The following is a 16,544-nucleotide window of genomic DNA, read 5'->3' on the forward strand; positions in this document are numbered from 1 at the left end:
TAAACAGAGATATTTAGAAATAACAGGTTTGACAAGCACTTTAGTTTATATTGTTAACGCCAGTTAACGACATGACCTGACTGTGGTCAAAACTTGCAAAGGTTAATTAAATCGCCATGGTAGCGGGTATGAAAAAAATGATCTTGTAAATCTCCGATCGGTAATAACTAAGTTAAAAATCTTCGCAACAATTCTGATAATATTGCGAAAATCAATTTAAAAGGCGTAACTTTTCACACAATTTATTTAATGGCTACCAAAAAAATCATAGATAATACTGCTAACCAAATAAAAGCAGCACAATCTCAATATTCTTGGTCATGGACTCCAACTTGGCAAGAATCTACTATCGCTGATGATGCAAGCGCTAAAAAGGCTACTACTGACAGTAACCCAGAGGTAATTTCGCAACCATTGTCAAGCGATAACCCACTAGAAGACATCGATATTTCATATACAACAAATTCTCAAAACCCCTACAATACATGCTGTTTAGATTATTCGTTTGTGCCACAATATTCGCTACCAAATGATAAACTTAAAATTTTCAAACCATCAGACATACAATTAAAAGCTTCGCAATGTGTTTTAAAAGCTGCACCAGCGGATTTATCTGCTGTGCCGATTAATGAAAATAAACTTGGCAAAGAAATAAAAGTTATCAAAAACAATATCGATAAAATCATTAGTAAAAATATTTTAGCGCTGCAAAAACATCAGCCACAAACATTTATATTCAAAGCAACTGAAAATGACCTTCGTTTAAAAGCACGAAAGCAATGTGAAAATCGTCTTTATAAAGATAGTAATTTTTATCAAGACATTGAAGATACTTATAAAGATCAATTAAAAGATGCGTTAAATTGCATCAGCTTTGTAACCCTGCCCAATTTTGATTTATCCGCTCAAACTATTCGCTTGTCCGATAAATCAAACGATAAAGTCGCACTTATCGGTATTAAACCAGCAGTTATGTATGGATTGGGCCAATATACATCGACACTTTTGCAAATAACAACCGCTGACAATAAAGTAACGTATTACTGTCCCAGTAATGGCTTAAAGGTATTTGTAACCTACTCACCTGAAGAAATTAATAAACGCGCCAGCTTTGTTCTCACTAGGGGCATGCGAGGCCGATGGCATATGACTGCACCTTCTGGGGTGCCCGGACTTACTATCGAGGATAAAAAAGAGTTAGCCATACGCAAACATTCCCGAAATAATCTACATAATATTGCCAATGGGCAATTAACCCCTATTCTTAAGCAAGTTGAAAAATTACAAAATAAAAATCTTTATGAAATTTTTTGGAACGAAGACAGCCCAATTGCATTATCGCATGCATGCATAATGCTCGAATATGATATTGACATAATATCATCAGCAGACTCACCAACATCTGCACAAGAATTTAAAAAAGCTAAAGCCGAACATCAAAAACAAATTGATGCCTTTAATAAAAATATTGTCGATAATGTTATTGCCGCTGAAAAAAATGTGGCAGAAGAATTTGGTAAAAAAGCGGCGACTGATTTTAGAAAAAACTGCAAACTTAAACCCACGGTATTTATTGACGAACTTTCAGGATTAGTTAGTATTCAATATATTTTTGAAGCGCGCTTTGATAATGGGCGCAGTTTATTGTTTGACCCGATCAATACCGGAATGTATATTAATGATTACCAACATAGTGACTTTGAAGTACTGCAACAAAAAAATAAATTTGGTGAAGGATGGATTGCCTATAAACCAAATGAGCAAGACAGCACTGAAGTAGTTGATGCAACTGATGGTTTTGATGATTTTAAAAAGGGCTTAAAAATAACCAGCCAATTAGTCAATTTTGTCGGTGTTGGCGATGGGGTACACTCAGCGTTTGTAAATGCACAACTGCGCCAGTTAGGTTTAGCAAGCAAGGGGGTTCTTAGCCCGATCGGAATCGCTACCATTGTTACAGGTGTAACCTTAAATGCTGCTACTTGGAAAATTGATGAACGAGAAGATAAATCAGTACATCGCAAGCGCAATGCCGCAAGCGATAAAATGTTTATTGTCTCTCAAGTTGGTTTGACATTAGTAGCCGTAACTAATATCCCGGGGATTAAAAAGCTGCCTGGCGCACGCTTAACTGGCTTCATTTCAGGTAATGCGCTACTCGTCTCTGCTGCATATAGCACTGTCCTTGATGTTCAAGGCTGTAGGTCGCAAAAGCAAGCCATTGCTAAATCAGACTTGCCATCAGACATAAAAACTAAACGCATTAACGAGATGGTCTCTTCTACTATAGGTAATATATTACTTAATTTCGGGCCGGTAGGTTTAGCTATGCATTTAAATCGCCGAGCTGCCATTTCTACCGAAACGCCAGATAATTTGCCGGTTGAATCGTTGAAAAATTCGCCGGTATCTCTAGAATACTCAAAATATCGCAATATATTAATGAATGATGCAACAGACCAAACTTGTAATCCGTTACTTGCTTCACCTAAGAGAACTAATAACTTCTGGAATATACCCTTTGCTAAAAACTATGGTGGCTATGGTGCTGATGTACCGTTTGCTAAATTTATATCAGCAAATGCTAGAGAATTTGTTACTTATATTCTCGCGATTGCCGATCAACGCCATCTCGCCAATTTTATCGGCGAAGAAGGCAAACCAATTGCTGGTATTCTAAGCCGCTATTTCAGACGACCTCAAGATGTTGCCCAACAATTATATGATTATTTTATTAGCGAAAATAAGGGTAACCCTTTAGGTATCGAGCAAGTCAAATTGGCTCTTGGTATTGACAAAAATTCTTTAGAATTTGCGCAGACAAAACTTGGCAATGCGGTTAATACCATTGAAGCATTATTCAACTATAGATTATCTCGGCAAAGCAAAAACATTTTTGCACAAGCAACTACCAATGATGTCATATTAGGTGCTCTTGATGAAATCTTCCGCATTGCTGATAATCTAACTGTTGAGTTATCATATTATCGCAAATTACTTGAACCTCTAAGTAATGCTAAAAATATTGATGAATTAATTCAAGCTGTTTATGATTTGCATGCGCGTTTAGACGCAGCACAGAGATTCAAAGAACACGCTAATCAAATATGTAATAGCCCATTAAGTGGCAAAAATATTGCCGAAATATTTGATGAAAAATATTTTGATATTTATGAACCCGAGGTAGCTATATCCATTAGTAAGAGCAAAGCTTCAACCGCACAATTGCGAAATCGGCTTTTAGCTTTTGGATTTGAGCAACTTGAAATTGGTTTTCAAAAAGAATCATTTATTGCCGATAATGCCTTAGAACTATTTAATGAACACATTGATGCTCACTATAGTTCGAATGCAAAAATGAATTTTGGTTACTATATTTCTACACTTGCCAAATTAGTTCAGCGCATAAAAAATGAAAATGCCGATGTTCCAATGCCAGTGCCCAAAATTACCTGGTTACAAACAACTACTCTTAAACAAATCATCCCTAAACTTCTACCAGGATCTCCTAAAATTAATTACAATGATTTTGTACGTGGACCTTCTGGCACAACAAACATTGATATTATTGCATATGTTAATCGCTTAAATCGGTTCAAATTAAATTGTCAAACATTGATGGATCTTGCTATCGATGCTCAACTAACTGATTTATATGAGGCACTAGTTAATTATACTAAAGACTTTCAGGCAAACGTTATTGTTCCTACAATTAACAAAGTATATTTACCGTAAAATAAATATTTTATAATCTAAGCAGTTATTTATACTAATCTGCATAACTTAATTTAAACTATTTATTGCCACAACGCGGATCTAATTTATAAACATAAATCGCAGGTTCTTCATAAGGATGAGCAACGCGCAAAGCATTAAGCACCGCTTCAATATATTCTTCTGTAACCAAACACTCAATCCGATCTTCAATAACATGTTCGTCTTGATTAATTACCCCAACAAATGGTTGTGCGTCAGCTAAGGGTCGAAAACGCCCTTCACCACGCACCACAAAACAACTATGTTCATAGTTGCCTTGCTTGCCTGCACCCGCGCTAAAAATTGCCTCAAGCACTTTTTCTGTATGGGCAATGGGGATAAAAGTAACTAAGGTAAACATAAGTCTATGATTTAGCGCAATTTGAGTATCTAATGCCATAGTTTAACGAATTTTTAGTATTTTTTTAAGCTTTTGCTTATTGTAAAAACTAAATATTTTAAATAGGTTAAGGAATATGAAGGCGTCATTTGTAATTCGCCAAAATCAAGCATTAGAAATGCCTTTGAAAATTTAAAATTTCGGCTAATGTTCTGCTATCAACATCTGCGCTACTTTATCAAGAATGACATTAGCGATTTGTCCTTTAGGTAAAATCGGCAGAGATACTTTATCACCATTGCGATCAATAATAACTACCACATTTTCATCAGTAGCAAAGCCAACATCACTGCGCGAAATATCGTTTGCGATAATATAATCTAAATCTTTAGCAATCAGCTTCTGCTGCGCTTGTTTAATTAAATCTCTACTCTCCGCTGCAAAACCAACAGTCACCACACCTTTTGCACGAGGAGCTAAAGTGCTAAGAATATCTGGGTTACTCTCAAGCTCTATTTTTACCCTATCACCCATTTCGCTTTTTTTGCATTTGTGGTGTTCGCGTTGACTTGGTTTATAATCTGCTGGAGCTGCGGCCATTATTAATGCCTTAGTACCTGGTAAAGCCTTAAGGCATGCTTCTAACATTTCATTGGTTGTTACAACTTGTATTACTTGCACACCAGTAGGCGGGGTCAGAGCAACTGGCCCGGTAATTAATACAACTTCAGCCCCTCGCCTTTGTGCTTGCACCGCTAGTGCATAACCCATCTTGCCGCTTGAAGGATTAGAAATAAAACGCGCCGGGTCAAAAAATTCTCGGGTTGGACCAGCGCTAATTACTATGCGTTGACCTGCAAGATCTTGAGGGATAAGTGCTGCAAGTACACTTTCATAAATATCTTCAAGTTCTGCTAAGCGACCAACACCAAAACGACCCGATGCTAAATGACCGCTACCAGGATTAACAATACGCACCCCGCGACTACGTAATGTGGCAATATTTGTTTGCGTCGCTGCATTTAGCCACATACCCTCTTCCATTGCCGGAGCAACAATAATAGGGGCACGCATAGCTAAAGCAACAGCAGTTAAAGGCTCGTCAGCTCGACCAGCGGCCATGCAAGCAATCACATCAGCACTCGCTGGCGCTACCAACATCACGTCTGCTTTGTGGGCAAATTCAACATGACCAATCTCATAAGCCATTGCAGCTGACCACATATCAGTAACCGTACGATTACCAGTTAACGCTGAAAAAGTAAGCGGACCAATAAACCGAGTAGCTGACTCGGTTAAAATCGGCCAAACTATGGCCCCACCTTCCATAAGCATACGAGCCAGATTAGCTGCCTTATAAGCAGCAATACTACCAGTAACACCTAAAACAATGTTCTTACCTGTTAGCATGGGCAATTAACCTTGCACAAAACCTAACATATCGCCGTTACTAATCAAATACATTTAATATTATGCTACTGAATCATCTGCCGGCGTCATTGCGGCACGACGTGCTTGTCTGCGTGCTCTAATAAATTCAACAAAAATTGGAATGAGCGAAATGATAATTATAGCTAAAATCACATATTGAAAATTGCTTTTGACATGAGGGATAGAGCCAAAAAAATACCCCGCAGTACTAAACATAGTCACCCAAGCGATGGCACCAATAACATTAAATGCCAAGAAGCGACGATAACTCATATAGCCAATGCCAGCGACAAATGGAGCAAAGGTGCGAATGATCGGCATAAATCGCGCAAAGATAATAGTTTTGCCTCCATGTTTTTCATAAAACTCATGGGTGCGCTGCAGATGACGTTGATTTAGCCAACGCGAGTTTGAACGAAATACTTTCGGGCCTATCTTTTTGCCAATGGCATAATTCACCGAGTCGCCTAAAATACCAGCGATAGCTAACAGAATGATCACCCAACCAATTTGTAACGGAGAACCTGGCAATGCAGCCAAAGCGCCAGTAGCAAATAGCAAAGAATCACCCGGCAAAAATGGTGTTACTACTAAACCGGTTTCACAAAAAATTACTAAAAACAAAATCGCATAAAGCCAACCGCCAAAAACATTGGCCCATGCTGTTAAATGAACATCAAGATGAAGAAAAATATCGATAGCATTTGTAAAAAAAGCTGTTGCATGGCTAAAAAACTCAGACATTAAGCGAACCTTTCTATTCTTTTGGCCAAAATACTTTTAACCTCAGCCTTTAAGCAATAATTTTTCATGGACTAAATATTCTGCTTACATAAATGGCATAACGTAGCAAACAGTGCTTAATACCAACAGAAGGAATTTTGTAGTTCTTCAATGGTTTCATATTAACTGCAATAAGTGTTATGGACCGTCATCTCTGGGAGGTAGTACCTAAATGGGTCTGTTGAGTTTATTCGGCAAAGGACCATTATCACCCGCAAAAGTGGCGAAAATATCCAAACTTGCCTGCAATCCCTATGCGCAAACTGACATCCGCATGCGCGAAATGGCGCGTTTGCTTAACGATGGTAGTCCTGAAGCGTTATTTGGAGCTATTAAACGTTTTGCGGCCAATGCTTCTGGTAATATTGCCGATGAAGACGAAAAAAAATGGCTTACAAATCAACTAGTTGAAATTGGCAAAAAATCATTGGCGCCATTAGCAGAATATATTAGCACCCAAGAACAATTATCTTATGCATTACGCGCTTATCGGCGTATCGCCGGTGATGAGGCTACCAATAACTTTGTACTTGAAACGCTCAATCGCTATGGTCCTGATGACTATCGCTCAAATGAAGCTAAATTACAGTTAATCTGGGAAATCACTCAAGACATAGATAATCCTAATACTCTATCTAACCTAGTACCATTTCTTGTTGATCATAGTGATGATGTTAGGTGGGCAGTAATGGACTTATGTGAACGCGCTGCCAGCGAAAATAAAATCCCTGATGAAGTTAAGGAAAATATTATAGCCAAATTAAGTGAGATCGTCCTCAAAGATGACAATCGACCACGCATTGAACGTCGAGCTGCACAAATATTATGTGAACAAGAATGGCAAGTTAGCGGTAGTGAAGCAAATTTGCCGGCAACACTTGATGAAGACTTTTTTCTTGATAAAAAACGCTATGTTAGACGACGGGCTAAACGCCATTAAATAAAAAAACAATGTGGGGCTTAACGATCACCCATTACCATGGCAATATTAAAGATATGGCAAAAGTAATTAAACGTAGCAGTGATAATGGCGACATTTCACCTGACACTGGTTTTACTGACACTCTTTTGCGTCGAGCTCCAATTATTCGTAGTGATGTCATTGAAGCCCGTAGCGAGGGGCAGCTAATTCGTGAGCGAGCTGAGGCTGAGGCAACCGAAATTCGCGAACAAGCTCAACAAGATGCACATGAACTAAAAGAGCAAGCTCGCAATGAAGGGTATAAAGAAGGCTGTGATAAAGGGGCAGCAGAACTCAGTCAAATAGTTGCTGAAAGCAGCCGCCGACTGCAGCAAATTGAAGAACAAGCCATTGCGCAATTACGCGATTTAGCCCTTACTATTGCGCGTAAAATCATTGGCTGTGAGCTTGAATTACGCCCCGAAGTGGTTGTCGATATTATTAAACAAGCTTTAAGTGATAAAGCACGCCAACGCCGCGAGCTGGTCTTGAGGGTTAATCCTGATGATCTTGCAGTAGTGCGAGAACATCGTGCTGAGTTACTTGAAGTTCTCAGTCGTGCCAAAGAAATTGCCATACGCGAAGACCCCAATGTTGCTCGTTATGGTGTAGTTATTGAAACTGATGCTGGAATTATCGATGCTCAGCTTGAAACCCAATTAGCCGTCTTTGAACGAGTGCTTTTAGAAGCACACTAGATTTTCTAATCAAATAAGCTTTTCGCCCCTTTGCATCAATGTCAGGGTACGCTATAAGCCGGCGCCATGAGTGATGTAACACCCCCAGGCGGTGAGGGCCCTAGCGCCCCACCTGAAAACGTACCACCAGCTGACTCAGGTGATACTGGTGGTTTACCTTCAGGAATACACGAAAGAAATACCCCGATAAATATCGAAGATGAGATGCGAGCATCTTATCTCGATTATGCGATGTCAGTTATCATTGGGCGGGCTCTGCCTGATGTGCGCGACGGCCTTAAACCTGTGCATCGGCGTGTTTTGTTCGCCATGCAAGAGCTAAGCAATACCTATAACCGTCCCTATAAAAAGTCAGCTCGTATAGTCGGTGATGTAATCGGTAAATATCACCCGCACGGCGATGCTGCGGTTTACGATACTTTAGTGCGTATGGCGCAAGATTTTTCGCTGCGCCACTTATTAGTCGATGGTCAAGGTAACTTTGGTTCAGTAGATGGTGACCGAGCCGCCGCTATGCGATACACCGAAGTTCGCATGGCCAAGCTGGCCAGCGAGATGCTTGCTGATATCGACAAAGAAACCGTCGATTTTAGTCCCAACTACGACAACTCGCTGCAAGAACCATTAGTTCTACCTACGCGTTTTCCTAATTTATTAGTAAACGGCACATCAGGCATTGCTGTTGGTATGGCCACTAATATTCCACCGCACAATTTAGGTGAAACGATTAATGCGGTTAAGGCATTAATTCGTGATCCCAAACTACAAGTTACTGATCTCATGGCTTTTATGCCGGGCCCTGATTTCCCCACTGGCGGCCTTGTTTATGGCACCAGCAATTTGCTGACCGCTTATGAAACCGGGCGTGGGGTCATTCAAGTTCGTGGTCGTGCCCAAATTGAAGAAGGCAAAAAGAACGATCGTATTATCATTACTGAAATCCCGTATTACGTAAATAAAGCCGCATTAATTGAAAAAGCTGCTGAACTCATAAAAGAAGGTCGAATCGAGGGGGTTGCCGACATTCGCGATGAATCTTCACGCGAGGGTATGCGTATAGTTGTCGATCTTAAGCGTGATGGCAATGCCGATATTGTTTTAAATCAGCTTTATTCAAACACCCAGCTACAAACATCTTTTGGCATAAATATGGTGGCAATTGTTAATGGTCAGCCACGAACATTATCACTAAAAGATTTATTGCAGCATTTTATTGATCATCGTCGCGAAGTAGTTACTCGGCGTTCTCAATATGAACTTCGCGAAGCGCGCAAGCGTTTTAATGTCGTTTTTGGTTTGCTTGCTGCAATCGATTCAATAGATCGTATCATTGAAATAATTCGTCGTTCTCCTAATACCGATGAAGCTCGCGAAGCACTTATGGCTGAGAAGTTGCCATTATCGCCGGCATTTCGTGAGTTATGTGAGCGCCTTCTTACCATTGAATATGAGCCGGGATCAACCGCCCTAGCTTCAGGCTTCATTCAACTTAACCAAGAACAAGCTCAAGCCATTTTAGAGATGCGTCTGTCACGTCTTACTGGTCTTGAGCGTGATAAGCTTGCAACTGAAGCAGACAGTTTGCGCCAAACTATTGCACGTTTAGTTGCCATACTTCAGTCCGACGAATTGTTACTTGAGGTAATAATCGCTGAACTCGATGCTATTAAAAACGAGTATGCCGATGCTCGTCGCACTGAACTGGTGCGTGATGCACGAGCTATGTCAGTAGAAGACCTCATTGCTGATGAAGAAATGGTAGTAACGCTATCGCATCTTGGCTACATAAAACGAGCTCCGATTGATACTTATACCGCTCAGCGTCGTGGCGGTCGCGGTAAAACTGCAACTACTACGCGTGAAGAAGATTTTGTTGAAACCGTTTTTGTTGCTTCAACACACTCATACGTACTTATATTTACCGACCGTGGTAAAGTATACTGGCTTAAGGTTCATGAAATCCCCGAAGCCGGACGCCAATCGCGTGGCAAACCTTTAGTTAATTTAATTCGTATTGATAAAGACGAACGTATTGCCGCAGTGCAACCTGTACGTGAGTTTATTGAAGGTCAATATGTAATATTTGCAACGTCTCATGGCACGGTTAAAAAAACTGATCTTATGGCCTTCTCTAACCCAAGATATAGCGGATTAATTGCTTTATCTATAGATGAAGGCGATTCACTGATTAAAGTAGGCTTAACTGATGGTAAGTGCGAAATTCTCTTAGCCACACGGCAAGGTATGGCGATTCGTTTCGCTGAGAGCGAAGTACGACCTATGGGTCGTAATGCTGTGGGGGTTCGCGGGGTTAATTTAAAACGCGAAGGCGACGCTGTTGTAGGTATGGTCATTGTTAAGCAAAACGGCAATAAACAGCCACCAGAAATTTTAACAGTTTGCGATAATGGCTATGGTAAACGAACCGAATTAAATGAATATCGACTGCAAGGTCGCGGTGGCTCTGGTATAATTAACTGTAAGGTTACGGAGAAAAATGGTTTAGTTGCAGCTGTTGATGCCGTGACTTCTGATTATCAAATTGTTATAGTTACTAATCGTGGCATGATGATTCGCCTACGCGCTGCAGATATTTCAATTCTTGGTCGCGCCACTCAAGGCGTTAGAGTTATTACGGTTGGTGATAGTGAAAGTGTCGCCTCTGTGGCTCCGGTGATTGATACTGATGCTCAAGATATATCTGAAACTAATCTTTAGGTGGATTTTTAAATGTTAGGTATAATTTGCAACAAGCCACAAAAAAATAAAGCAATTGGGCCTTTAGGTCTTTTTACTATCTTAAGTATAATCATTACCTTTTTCACCATCCTGATAAGTTGTAAAACTGATATTCAAAGTGGCATCGAAAGTGCCAATGACTTGCTTTATAAAAAACAATATGTTGCTGCCGAGCGCCTTTACCATAAGTTACTTAAACGCCTTGAAAATGAAAACGAGCTTAGTGAAGCAGAAGATAAACAACGTATGTTAATTATGGATCGTTTGGGTAAAGTCAACGCCCTTTATTTACACGACTATAATCAAGCGATTCATTATTATCAAAAACTTGTACAACAATACCCACGTACAGAATATGCTTTTTCAGCTCGTGCAATGATTGCCGACATTTATCATCACACGCTTGGCAATCTTGAGGCTGCTATCAGCGAATATCAAAAACTTGTTGCTGAATTTCCAAACAAAAAAGAAGCACGCTGGGCCCAACTGCAAATATCAGGAGCATTCTTTCAACTAAAAGACTATGAACAAGCTCGTACTGAAGCAGGAGCGTTAATTAATCGCTGGCCCAATTCTAGTGAAGCCGCACAGGCTCGTTTTCAAATAGCCAACTCTTATTATGTACAAGGTCGCTACGCTGATGCTACTGCGACATATGAGCAATTGCTCGAAGGTAAACCCGACCCTTCGTTTGCTTCATTAGTATTGTTTGAAATGGGTAATTGTTATCAAGAACTTGGTGATTTAGATCGTTCTTTAGCATATTATTATGCAACCCTTGCCGATCACCCTAATCCGCTTCTAGTCCAACGCAAAATTCGCCATCTGCGTCGTCGTTTAGATCATGTGCGTCCTGCTGAAGATATTCAACTGCCTGATTATGTTCAGCGACGCTTGGCTGTTGCAAATGATAGTACAGGTAAACATAACAAAAACAATAAGATAGCTTCGCCTTCTAATAATGAAAACGACTTATTAAATACACCAGCCTTTAGCAATAAAAATAATAGTAATAATAAACAGTTAAAAAAAGTTGAGGCTATTAACCAAGATAGCACTGAACTCGCTAATGCAAATCAAGAAGAAAGCGACAAAAAAAACAAGCGTAAGGCTAAACGTAAAAAACCAAACCTTGACGCTGATGATGCTACAGGCCTCGATACTGCTGATACGCAAATACTGCCAGTGAAACCTAAAAAATCTGAAACAAAACCAGAAAACATTCAAAATAAATCTATAGACAAACCAAAGTCCATTGTTAAAACTTCTGATGCTAGTTCTAAACCTGATGCCAATAGTAATAAACCGCCTATTGCACCAGCAAAAGAGGACACGCCTCAATAACTAAGATAAGAGAAGCAGTGCAGTTTTAAACTATCATTTCATTTATAAAGAAAGTAACCAGCGACCATGAAGCGCCGCGAAGACCTTTATAGCCTTGCAATTATTGCCCATGTCGATCATGGCAAAACCACCTTAGTCGATGCTCTTTTCCGCCAAGGCGGACTATTTCGTGATAATCAAGTGATTATCGAGCGAGCTATGGATTCAAATGACCAAGAACGCGAGCGTGGGATTACCATTCTTGCCAAGTGCACCTCGGTTCGTTTTGGATCTGATACATTTCAGATTGTCGATACCCCTGGACATGCTGATTTCGGTGGCGAAGTTGAACGCACCTTGCGCATGATTGATGGTGTTTTATTACTTGTTGATGCCGCCGAAGGATGTCTACCACAAACTAGATTTGTTTTGCGAAAATCGCTTGAGCAAAACTTGCCTGTAGTTGTAGCAATCAACAAAATTGACCGTCAAGATGCACGCCCACAAGAAGTGCTAAACGAAATTTACGATTTATTTATCGATCTTGGCGCTCATGAGCATCAATTAGAATTCCCGGTTCTTTATACCAATGCTCGTTCTGGTACGGCATCGCTAAAAATTGATGAACCAGGTACTGACCTTGCGCCTTTAGTACAAGCAATTATTAAAACTATTCCCTCTCCCGAAGACCACAGCGATGGACCTTTTGTGATGCAGGTCAATCAGTTGGCTTACGATGATTATGTCGGACGCTTAGTAGTTGGGCGCATTCAATCGGGCGCAGTTAAAACTAACCAAATTACTCACGTGAATACAAAAACACGTGAATATGATACGCGCGTAACAGGGGTTTATACTTTTCAAGGGATAAAACGTATACCCTTAACTGAAGCTAAATGTGGTGACATTGTTGCTCTATCTGGTTTTGATGACATAGCCATTGGCGATATTGTTGCTGATAATCAAGCCACTTCATTGCCAGAGCCTATAAAAATTGATGAACCAACTGTGGTTATGGTGTTTCAAGTTAACGATGGTCCCCTTGCTGGTAAAAGCGGTGGCCAATTCGTAACTAGTCGCCATTTGCGCGAAAGACTTTATAAAGAATCATATGCTAATCCATCAATTCGCGTAGAAGATGGTGATACACCTGAGCAGTTTCGTGTGTTTGGTCGTGGTGAATTACAACTTGCTGTTCTTATTGAGGCTATGCGTCGTGAAGCTTTTGAGCTATGCGTACGCAATCCCGAAGTAGTCACTCGCGATGGCAAGTCCGGTAAAGAAGAACCGGTTGAACGTGTAGCTATCGATGTACCTCTTGAATATATGGGTGCGGTGACCGAACTACTTGGTCCACGACGTGCGCAAATGATTGATCATCGCAATGAAGGTTCCCGCACTAGACTTGAATATATTATACCGACACGAGGATTATTTGGTATCCGTAATCCCATGCTTACTGCTACACGTGGCACTGCTATCATGCATGGCGTTTTTGAAGGATGGATGCCTCATAGTGGTGCCATCCCCAAACGCATTGCTGGCGCCTTAGTTGCTGACCGCCTGGGCATAGCTACCCCATATGCCATTAATAATTTACAATCACGCGGTGCCTTTTTTATCTCTCCAAATACACAAGTATATGAAGGTATGATTGTTGGTGAGCATATTCGTCCTAATGATTTAGATGTAAATGTATGCCGTGAGAAAAAATTAACCAACGTGCGTAGCACTGGACATGATGAAAATGTTGCAATTGTTACCGCACGCCAAATGCCCCTCGAGCGCTGTCTTGAATGGATTAAAGATGATGAGATGATTGAAGTTGCTCCCGAAGCGATACGTTTGCGTAAACGTATCTTAGCTGCCAATAAGCGACCGAGTACTAAAGATAAAGACCGCGAGCGTGAAGAGTAACATTTAACTTAGTGTCCATCACCTAGCAGGCTTAGCATTGATTAATTGTTTTTATATTCTTAAAAACCGTTGGCGATGAGTCTATAGGTTACCTTTATTCAGGAGATTTGAATTCAGTATTCAGAATGAATAGCTAATCTCTACCGACGCCTATTGTGCCGACGCATACCTTTATAAGGCCGACCTGGTCTTTTTACAGGATCTAGTGATGGTACGTTGCTAGGGATAGCTGGCACCAAACCATCATCAGAGTTTGAAGAATTGGGTGAGCTTGTGGTTGGCGTTAACGCTGGAATTTCTGCTGCATTTGTTGAAACTGGAGGCGTAAAAGAAATATCAGTCTCTTGAGAAAACCCAAAGCTGAAAATAGCAATTGCATTTATTACCCCGATAGCTATTGCAGCAATTAAAAGACCAATAAACATACGCTGGCGATTACCAATTTTCGCTAGCATAACTTCGAGCAATTCAAAACGTTCATTGATACCAGTCAATGACTTTTGCGGTTGCGCTTCACCGTTATTAGCTAATAATCCACGTATTTCTACTAATCCGGTATGGGTAGTCTCACCAACGTCAGATAATGCGCTATCAAGGGTTTTTATGGCTGTATCTATATTATTTGTACGTAAAGTTAACTCTGAGATCTGTTGCAATACTTCATCAAGCAGATCTGTAGTTGATGTGTTTGATGAACTACTGTGATTGGTCGATGGGCTTGATGGCGAAGACGCTAGTGCATTATCGTTTGCCACACTGTTTGGCACATTAGCCACATTAGCCGTCACATTAGCAGCTGGCACATTAGCAACCGGCACTTCAGTAGTTATCTCGGGGCTATCGTCATCGAAATTTATCATAGGGTTTAGTTTAAAAGGCCTGCGGCTTTATGCCAAGCAGCTTTAGCATTCTTTAGAAATTTTTATTAACTTTTGGTTAGTTGTTGCCCAATGATGCTTTCATATATTAAGTTGTTCTTGTGTTTGCAAATATTAAAACATTGGCTTATTGCCTGTATTGCCTCGGTATTTTTAGCGCCGCATTTATCAATAGTTGCGGCTATAACTTGGTGCATAATCAATCACTACTAAACGCAAAAACTATTGCTGTGGCAGGTTTTATCGAAGATCAACCGATTGGCATAGCTGGCGATCTTGCTACTGCAATTGCACAACGACTAGCAGCATCAGGCGTCTTTATAACCAATGATACTAATAAAGCTGATGCAGTATTAAGCGGTCGCATTATTTCTGCCAATATTACTACCGCCCCAATTCGTGACCCCAATCAACCAATTGAAATATACCGCCTAAGTTTTACCGTGCTAGCAACACTAACTAGCAATAATAATGAACTTTGGCGTGGACAAGTAACCCTAGCTGATGATTTCTTACCTAGCCTTAGCCATAATGAACCTGCCAATGATTTGCATACTGAGGCTAATCGTCATGAAGCACTGTTGCGTTTAGTTGGTAGCGTTGCACAAAATCTGGTTGACCAGTTACGTACGATCAGCGCTATTAAAGCTGATACGGATAAAACTAAAGACTAAGAGTTAAACTGTGATTGCTGATAGAAATTTTGAACAATCCCTTCAAGAAGATTCTTTATCAACGGTTTACGCCTTAATTGGCAGTGAAAGTATTTTAGTCAGCGAAGCAGTATCTTTAGTACGTCAAAAGACATTAACTGCTGCAGCTGATTTTAATAAGCATGAATTTTCAGCACGCGAAACGCCGATCATCCAAGCAATTGAAGCAGCGCGTACAATGCCAATGATGGCACCAAAAAGATTTGTGCATGTATCTAGTATCGATTTTCTTAAATCGGCAGAACAAGCCCCATTACTTGCCTATCTTGAGCAACCATCAAATTATAGCGTTTTATGTTTATCTGGCAGCAAACTCGATCAACGCACCAAACTGGGTCAAAAATTAGCCAAAATGGGCGCTTTATTTACTTTTGAGCCGCCACGTCAACAAGAGCTATCTGGTTATATTGAAAAGCGAGCACGTAAAATTGGTTATCGTATTAATCATGATGCCACGCAGTTATTAGGTGATCTTATTGGTGTAAATGTAGGTAATATTGACCGCGCTCTTGAAAAACTCGCGCTTTATTCTGGCAATACTAACCCCATAAGTGCTGAAGATGTTGAAGTTCTAATTGCGCCAACCCGCGTTCACAGCATTTTTGAACTCACCGACGCCATTGGTAATCGCGAGCTTGATAAAGCCGCTATCATTTTAAGAAATATTCTTGCAGGCGGTGAAAGCGCTTTGGCAATATTAGGTATGATTACTCGTCAGTTTCGCCAACTTTTACAGATAAAAACGCTAGCAAGTCGCCGAGCATCAAATCAAGAAATCGTTTCAACCTTAGGTATCAGACCATTTTTAATTAACTCTTTACTAACACAAGCTCGTCGCTACACAATCAATGAATTGACTTTTGCTTTAGATGCAGCGCTGCAGACTGATATTAAACTTAAATCCAGTAAACTACCCCCTGGGGTTGCTTTAGATCGCATGCTTGTCGCTATTGCCAGCTATAAACGCAACGTTGGTTAGTATTTGGTGGCGCGCCAAAGCTCCCA

12 protein-coding genes are annotated in these 16,544 nt (G+C 40.4%); 8 read left to right on the plus strand and 4 right to left on the minus strand.

The window, feature by feature from the left end; translation table 11 throughout:
• The first annotated feature begins 249 nt into the window (after positions 1-249).
• A complete protein-coding gene (locus tag JW841_07625; GenBank protein MBN1960802.1) occupies positions 250-3,735 on the plus strand; it encodes a hypothetical protein in 3,486 nt (1,161 codons plus the stop codon).
• A 58-nt stretch (positions 3,736-3,793) separates the two neighbouring features.
• Here JW841_07625 and JW841_07630 read toward each other — a convergent pair whose 3' ends face one another.
• The 3 genes from JW841_07630 to JW841_07640 all read right to left on the minus strand — a co-directional run bounded on the left by JW841_07630 (position 3,794) and on the right by JW841_07640 (position 6,271).
• Entirely contained in the window at positions 3,794-4,117 is a 324-nt protein-coding gene (locus tag JW841_07630; GenBank protein MBN1960803.1) for an NGG1p interacting factor NIF3, read from the minus strand.
• A 183-nt stretch (positions 4,118-4,300) separates the two neighbouring features.
• Positions 4,301-5,506 (minus strand): bifunctional phosphopantothenoylcysteine decarboxylase/phosphopantothenate--cysteine ligase CoaBC, encoded by a 1,206-nt coding sequence (gene coaBC / locus JW841_07635; protein MBN1960804.1) that lies wholly within the window; start codon positions 5,504-5,506, stop codon positions 4,301-4,303.
• Positions 5,507-5,566: 60 nt separating this feature from the next.
• Positions 5,567-6,271 carry a DedA family protein gene (locus JW841_07640; GenBank protein MBN1960805.1) on the minus strand — a complete coding sequence of 235 codons (705 nt, stop codon included), beginning with the start codon at positions 6,269-6,271 and terminating at the stop codon, positions 5,567-5,569.
• Positions 6,272-6,482: 211 nt separating this feature from the next.
• Here JW841_07640 and JW841_07645 point away from each other — a divergent pair, with 211 nt between their 5' ends.
• The 5 genes from JW841_07645 to typA all read left to right on the plus strand — a co-directional run bounded on the left by JW841_07645 (position 6,483) and on the right by typA (position 13,948).
• Positions 6,483-7,250, plus strand: coding sequence for a hypothetical protein (locus tag JW841_07645; protein ID MBN1960806.1), 768 nt, complete (start codon positions 6,483-6,485; stop codon positions 7,248-7,250).
• A 56-nt stretch (positions 7,251-7,306) separates the two neighbouring features.
• Positions 7,307-7,969, plus strand: coding sequence for a flagellar assembly protein FliH (locus tag JW841_07650; protein ID MBN1960807.1), 663 nt, complete (start codon positions 7,307-7,309; stop codon positions 7,967-7,969).
• Between the two features lie 165 nt (positions 7,970-8,134).
• Positions 8,135-10,687: a DNA gyrase subunit A gene (gene gyrA, locus JW841_07655; protein ID MBN1960808.1), complete on the plus strand. Its 2,553-nt coding sequence runs from the start codon at positions 8,135-8,137 to the stop codon at positions 10,685-10,687.
• 12 nt (positions 10,688-10,699) lie between these two features.
• Positions 10,700-12,052 carry a tetratricopeptide repeat protein gene (locus JW841_07660; protein MBN1960809.1) on the plus strand — a complete coding sequence of 451 codons (1,353 nt, stop codon included), beginning with the start codon at positions 10,700-10,702 and terminating at the stop codon, positions 12,050-12,052.
• A 66-nt stretch (positions 12,053-12,118) separates the two neighbouring features.
• Positions 12,119-13,948 carry a translational GTPase TypA gene (gene typA, locus JW841_07665; protein ID MBN1960810.1) on the plus strand — a complete coding sequence of 610 codons (1,830 nt, stop codon included), beginning with the start codon at positions 12,119-12,121 and terminating at the stop codon, positions 13,946-13,948.
• 140 nt (positions 13,949-14,088) lie between these two features.
• On the opposite strand, the gene JW841_07670 is transcribed toward typA, so the two are convergent.
• Positions 14,089-14,808, minus strand: coding sequence for a hypothetical protein (locus tag JW841_07670; GenBank protein ID MBN1960811.1), 720 nt, complete (start codon positions 14,806-14,808; stop codon positions 14,089-14,091).
• Positions 14,809-14,927: 119 nt separating this feature from the next.
• Here JW841_07670 and JW841_07675 point away from each other — a divergent pair, with 119 nt between their 5' ends.
• On the plus strand, positions 14,928-15,500 hold the full coding sequence (locus JW841_07675; protein ID MBN1960812.1) for a hypothetical protein: 573 nt from the start codon (positions 14,928-14,930) through the stop codon (positions 15,498-15,500).
• A 10-nt stretch (positions 15,501-15,510) separates the two neighbouring features.
• A complete protein-coding gene (gene holA, locus JW841_07680) occupies positions 15,511-16,518 on the plus strand; it encodes a DNA polymerase III subunit delta (GenBank protein MBN1960813.1) in 1,008 nt (335 codons plus the stop codon).
• Positions 16,519-16,544: the final 26 nt, after the last annotated feature.

It is taken from the genome of Deltaproteobacteria bacterium (assembly GCA_016931625.1).
In the GTDB taxonomy this organism is placed as follows: domain Bacteria; phylum Myxococcota; class XYA12-FULL-58-9; order XYA12-FULL-58-9; family JAFGEK01; genus JAFGEK01.

Excerpts from the sequence above, each read along its gene's own strand:
- JW841_07625 (MBN1960802.1), top strand. The coding sequence starts at position 250 with ATGGCTACCAAAAAAATCATAGATAATACTGCTAACCAAATAAAAGCA.
- JW841_07630 (MBN1960803.1), bottom strand. The coding sequence starts at position 4,117 with ATGTTTACCTTAGTTACTTTTATCCCCATTGCCCATACAGAAAAAGTG.
- coaBC (MBN1960804.1), bottom strand. The coding sequence starts at position 5,506 with ATGCTAACAGGTAAGAACATTGTTTTAGGTGTTACTGGTAGTATTGCT.
- JW841_07640 (MBN1960805.1), bottom strand. The coding sequence starts at position 6,271 with ATGTCTGAGTTTTTTAGCCATGCAACAGCTTTTTTTACAAATGCTATC.
- JW841_07645 (MBN1960806.1), top strand. The coding sequence starts at position 6,483 with ATGGGTCTGTTGAGTTTATTCGGCAAAGGACCATTATCACCCGCAAAA.
- JW841_07650 (MBN1960807.1), top strand. The coding sequence starts at position 7,307 with ATGGCAAAAGTAATTAAACGTAGCAGTGATAATGGCGACATTTCACCT.
- JW841_07660 (MBN1960809.1), top strand. The coding sequence starts at position 10,700 with ATGTTAGGTATAATTTGCAACAAGCCACAAAAAAATAAAGCAATTGGG.
- typA (MBN1960810.1), top strand. The coding sequence starts at position 12,119 with ATGAAGCGCCGCGAAGACCTTTATAGCCTTGCAATTATTGCCCATGTC.
- JW841_07670 (MBN1960811.1), bottom strand. The coding sequence starts at position 14,808 with ATGATAAATTTCGATGACGATAGCCCCGAGATAACTACTGAAGTGCCG.